1 protein-coding gene is annotated in these 2129 nt (G+C 45.1%); it reads left to right on the forward strand.

Annotation, left to right across the window (positions count from 1 at the left end; all coding sequences use genetic code 11):
• Positions 1–562: 562 nt before the first annotated feature.
• On the forward strand, positions 563–2035 hold the full coding sequence (gene ltrA, locus NE535_RS18595) for a group II intron reverse transcriptase/maturase (RefSeq protein ID WP_342454603.1): 1473 nt from the start codon (positions 563–565) through the stop codon (positions 2033–2035).
• The last annotated feature ends 94 nt before the right edge of the window (positions 2036–2129 follow it).

A 2129-nucleotide genomic window follows, 5' to 3' on the forward strand; every position in this document is an offset into this window, starting at 1 on the left:
TCGTATGAAGCGCTGTTCACCGCTTAACGAGTGAACCATCTGTATCACCAGATGAACCTAGGGCTCTGAATAAAGTAGCGAGCCTGACAATGTAACGAAGATTGGTCATAGACTAATCGGGATCTAAATCGTGAGAGGACGATCCTCCTGATAACCACAAATCGGGTGAGTGCTAGGTAGTCAGTATGATGAACATATGTAAATCCGCGTAAGGTGCGTTATACGATGAAACAGCGGAAGTGGTTTATACGCTGTGGCCAAAAGGCAATGAGAGTTGGAAAGAGATTGCCCCATGCTCTTTCGTGGTCAATATAACTCTTCGCACTATAGCGGGCATCTACCCTGACATTGCTCGACATACGGAACACGGTAAGCCTGTATTGCTCCCTTTGGGAAAGCCGATATGGCCGATAGCGGTGCAGGTATAGGAGGTTGGAAAAAGCAAAGGCTGCATTGTAACGATGCAGATACAGACTTGTGTCTGGTCACGAAAGTGAGCCCACTTCCGACTGGTCTCCCGTTGCAAGATAATTTGAAGAACTTTATTCAAGGAGAAACGCAAATGATGATTTCAACAGAAATTAGTGCCTCTCCTGACAGCGCTCAATGGCAGTCAATAGACTGGAAATCCGTTGAACCGCATGTATTAAAGCTTCAGATGCGTATTGCAAAAGCAACACGAGAAGGTAAACGCGGTAAGGCGAAAGCGTTGCAGTGGATACTGACTCACTCGCGTTCAGCAAAACTTCTTGCTGTTAAGCGTGTATCACAAAATAAAGGCAGTAAAACGCCTGGAATTGATGGTGTTATCTGGAATACAGATACCCGCCGCATGAAAGCAGTAAATCAATTGAGTAGGAAGGCATATCAAGCCAAACCACTCAAGCGTATCTATATCCCCAAAAAGAATGGCAAACTCAGACCTCTTGGTATCCCATGCATGATAGACAGAGCACAACAAGCGCTCCACCTTCTTGCACTGGAACCACTATCTGAAACGCTTGCCGACCCAAACAGTTATGGCTTTCGACCTAACAGAAGCACAGCGGATGCTATTGCGCAGTGCTTTATCTGCTTGGCTCAAAAGAAATCAGCTCAATGGGTTCTTGAGGGGGACATCAAATCCTGCTTCGACAAAATCGGGCATCAATGGCTAATTGATAACATCGCCATCGATAAACGCATGTTGGAACAATGGTTAAAGTCTGGTTTTATGGACAAAGGGCTGTTTTATCGTACTGATGAGGGCACGCCACAAGGAGGGGTTATATCCCCTACCTTGATGCTAATGACTCTTGCTGGACTTGAACAGCGCATAAAGTCTACAGCACTCAAAAAGGGTGCCAGAGCCAACTTTATTGGATACGCCGACGATTTCGTCGTCACCTGCGCTTCAAAGGAAGTGCTCGAGAACGATATCAAACCGTTGATAGCTGATTTCTTAGCAGAAAGAGGCTTAACACTCTCCGAAGAGAAAACGCATATTACCCACATCAGCAATGGTTTTGACTTCTTAGGGTTCAATCATAGGAAGTACAAAGGAAAACTGCTCATTAAACCGAGTAAATCCAACACGTTGTTGTTCTTAAGTAACCTGCGCGAACTCATCAAAAAGCACGCAACTATCCCTGTTAACGATCTTATCAAACTGATAAATCCAAAACTAAGGGGTTGGGCGAATTATTATCGTCATTGCGTTGCTAAACAAGTATTCGGGTATGTTGGGCACAAACTATTCGATGCGTTATGGCACTGGGCAGCAAGGCGCCATCCAACAAAGTCTAAGACTTGGGTAGCCCTTAAATACTTCATCAACCGAAAAGGCCAATGGCAATTTCACGGTTGGCAGAAGGTCAAGGATATGGATTGCCAATTCAATCTATTCCAAATAGCCAAAGTGCCTATTGAGAGACATGTGAAAATTCGAAGTGCGGCTATACCATTCGATCCTCAATACCAAGAATACTTGGCTAGGAGAAAATCGAAAAGGCAAGCTCGTAACGCTTGGAATGAACCCGTTCTCACTGCTTTATAAGTTGCTGGGTATCAAACGATACCTTTGTGGAGGCTTGAGCCTAGTGCAGTGAAAGTTGCACGCTGGGTTCTTAGGAGGGCGGCACTTGGTAACA

Origin of the sequence: Shewanella holmiensis, from assembly GCF_025370255.1 — a bacterium.
Classification (GTDB): domain Bacteria; phylum Pseudomonadota; class Gammaproteobacteria; order Enterobacterales; family Shewanellaceae; genus Shewanella; species Shewanella holmiensis.